This is a genomic window from Caldisericota bacterium, assembly GCA_034717215.1.
Taxonomy (GTDB): Bacteria; Caldisericota; Caldisericia; order Caldisericales; family Caldisericaceae; genus UBA646.
In genome coordinates, this window is record JAYELD010000034.1 from 1 (window position 1) to 2,555 (window position 2,555).

Annotated in this window: 3 protein-coding genes; 1 reads left to right on the top strand and 2 read right to left on the bottom strand. The window is 54.8% G+C overall.

Annotated elements, in window-relative coordinates:
- Positions 1-157: 157 nt before the first annotated feature.
- Positions 158-1,018, bottom strand: coding sequence for an IS21-like element helper ATPase IstB (gene istB, locus U9Q18_01545; GenBank protein ID MEA3313040.1), 861 nt, complete (start codon positions 1,016-1,018; stop codon positions 158-160).
- Positions 1,015-2,301: an IS21 family transposase gene (gene istA / locus U9Q18_01550; GenBank protein ID MEA3313041.1), complete on the bottom strand. Its 1,287-nt coding sequence runs from the start codon at positions 2,299-2,301 to the stop codon at positions 1,015-1,017. Before istA ends, istB begins: the two co-directional genes overlap by 4 nt.
- A 37-nt stretch (positions 2,302-2,338) precedes the next feature.
- Here istA and U9Q18_01555 point away from each other — a divergent pair.
- Positions 2,339-2,555 (top strand): hypothetical protein (locus U9Q18_01555; protein MEA3313042.1); only part of this gene is annotated, 217 nt, incomplete at its 3' end.

Below are 2,555 nucleotides of genomic sequence, written 5' to 3' on the forward strand. Positions count from 1 at the left end.
CCGGTCAAGCCGGCATCACCTTACTTGGCTCCTTTCTGTTTCGAGTAGGTAGTGGCTTCTAATTTCGGCTTACACGGGACGGATGCCGGTTGCAAAGCAAGACCGGAGGTCAGTGTCAAGGAACCCGAACATTTACGAGGTTAGTGAACCCGATCTTTTACGAGGTGGGATTCACCGTATGTTCCATAGCAACTCCCTTCTCTTCTTTGCTGGTATCTTGTTGTTGTAGCAGATCTTCCAGTTCACGTAGCCGGTAACTCCGGCCACGGATGCTCAGCACGTGACTGTTGTGCAACAGCCGATCCAGTATTGCTGCAGTGATGGCTTCATCACCAGCGAACATCTCTGACCACTCCCGAATCGCCTTGTTCGATGTGATACAGATCGAACCCCGTCCATAGCGATAGCTTACCAACCGGAAGAACCGGTTCGCATCCTGGCGTGAAAGAGGCTGAAACCCCATCTCATCAACGATCAACAACCCTGCCTTCATGTACTTCTTGCGCCGCAGTCGACCAGGAGAGACCTGTTCATCGTTGCCCAGGAGGTAGAGCAACTCCTCCAGTCGGTAGAAGGCAACTGAGAAACCACTTTCCACTGCTCTTACCCCAAGCGCGATGGCAAGGTGTGTCTTTCCTACTCCTGGTGGACCGAGAAGTAGCAGTGATCGCTGCTTAACAATCCATGCACACGTTGCCAGGGCCTCGATCCGAGACCGTTCTACCGATGGCTGGAACGCAAAGTCAAAGTTGGCAATCGTCTGTCCTGTAGGGAGGCCTGACAACCGTAGCCCCATGCGTACCCGCCGCTCCTCTCGTCGTTCGCTCTCTAACCCAAGAATGTGCTCCAACAGCCCTGTTGGTCCAAGGTCTTCCTGCACCGCTTCTGCCAACAGCAGTGGTAGCTGTTCCGCGGCAAACGTCAACCCTAACTCCTCCAGGCGTGAACGCAGACTGTCAACATCCACCTTCCCTGCCTTTACCGGCAACACACTGGTCAGCCTCTTGTTCACCGTCATCGCGCCACCTCGGCCAGGGCGGCGTACAAGTCCACCGGTCGCTTCTCTACAGGGAGTTCTGCAATCTCCATCAGCTTCCGCGACATCCGCCCCAGCGGCTTGGGAGGAAGAACCCTGTCCGTTCCTTTACCCTCGTAACACGATGGATCGATCAGCAGCAGCTCTTTTGTTCCTCGCTTGTAGCGCACCACTACTTCCCCTGTCTCTCGATCGAGAATCTGTACCTCTCCAGAACACCCATGCACCTCCACCGCTCCGTTCATATACTGGAATGGAACAGCGTATGTGTGCCCCTCAAAGCGAACCGTGCAATCTTTGTACACTGGACACGTCTTCACAAGATCGAATGGCGCGGGAAGGAACCGCGGAAGCGGTCTAAGGAACGCTTTCTCTTCTTCCCAGCTTTCATGCACCGTCTTCCCGGTGGCCGGACAGATGCGGATCTCGTCCCTCCGGGAGAGCATCACGTCTGTCCATCGTTGTAGTTCCTCGATCCCCTCAAAGCGTCGACGGCTAACATTAAGCCGGTCCAATACTTGCACCCGTTTCTCTACCTTTCCCTTCTGCTCCGGGGAACGCGGCTCATTGGCATCAATGTGAAAGCCAAGCTGTCGAGCATAGACCTTGTATTGAGCGTTGATCTTTCCCCACGCTCCAGCTCCACTCACAATGCCCGTCTTTAGGTTGTCAATTCGATTGACTGCCGCTACCCCGCCTAAACGAGGGTAGGCCTCGTTGTGAACATGGTGCCAGGCTAGCTGGTCCTGTGTTCTGCTCCAGATCACCACTGCCTTGCGGCTGTGAGAAAGAACCATTACGAACGCGTAGAGCTTTGTCGGTCCAGTAGGGTCTCCGATATCTACTCGACGCTCGGCCCAGTCGCTCTGCGTCTGCGCTCCAGGTGGTGTCTCAATCCGCCGGAACGGACGCATCTTCGGTGACGGGAAACGACCACGAACATACTTGCGAACCGACTTGTAGGATCCAGTATATCCATACTCTAACCGCAGGTGGTCATACAGTGCCATTACGCTCGGTGCTCGTCCCAAAGGAAGGTGTTCCACCTGATCATCCCACCAGTACTTCACCACCTCACCCAGGTTGAGCTGCTCCACCAGGAAAGGCTTCTTGCGTCCGTCTGTTGCCTGTTCACGCGCTCTCTTTACATGGTAGCGCACCGTTCCCTCACTGACGTTAAATCGCCTGGCAAGCGCACAGTGGCTCTCGCCCTTTTCCCCAACTACCTGAATCGCCACGATCTCCTCCTTCCTGAGCTTGACCACGGCTGACATCCTCCTCTTTTAGTTACATGAGGATAGAATGTTCAACCATGGCGAATCTGTCCACCTCGCAGGGTATATATCCCTGTTTACCCTGCGCCATACTCGTAACGGTTCGGGTTCACTAACTCTCAGTCTACCGGGTTCGGTGACAGAAGGCGGGAAGGCCATGATGGACTACTTCAAAAGGCATCTTGGGGGCCACATTCGCTACTACGGCGTCAGTGGCAACTATCGACAACTAAAGGCCTACGCAT

Bases quoted from the DNA above. Each gene is read 5' to 3' on its own strand.
- istB (MEA3313040.1), bottom strand. From the start codon at position 1,018: ATGACGGTGAACAAGAGGCTGACCAGTGTGTTGCCGGTAAAGGCAGGG.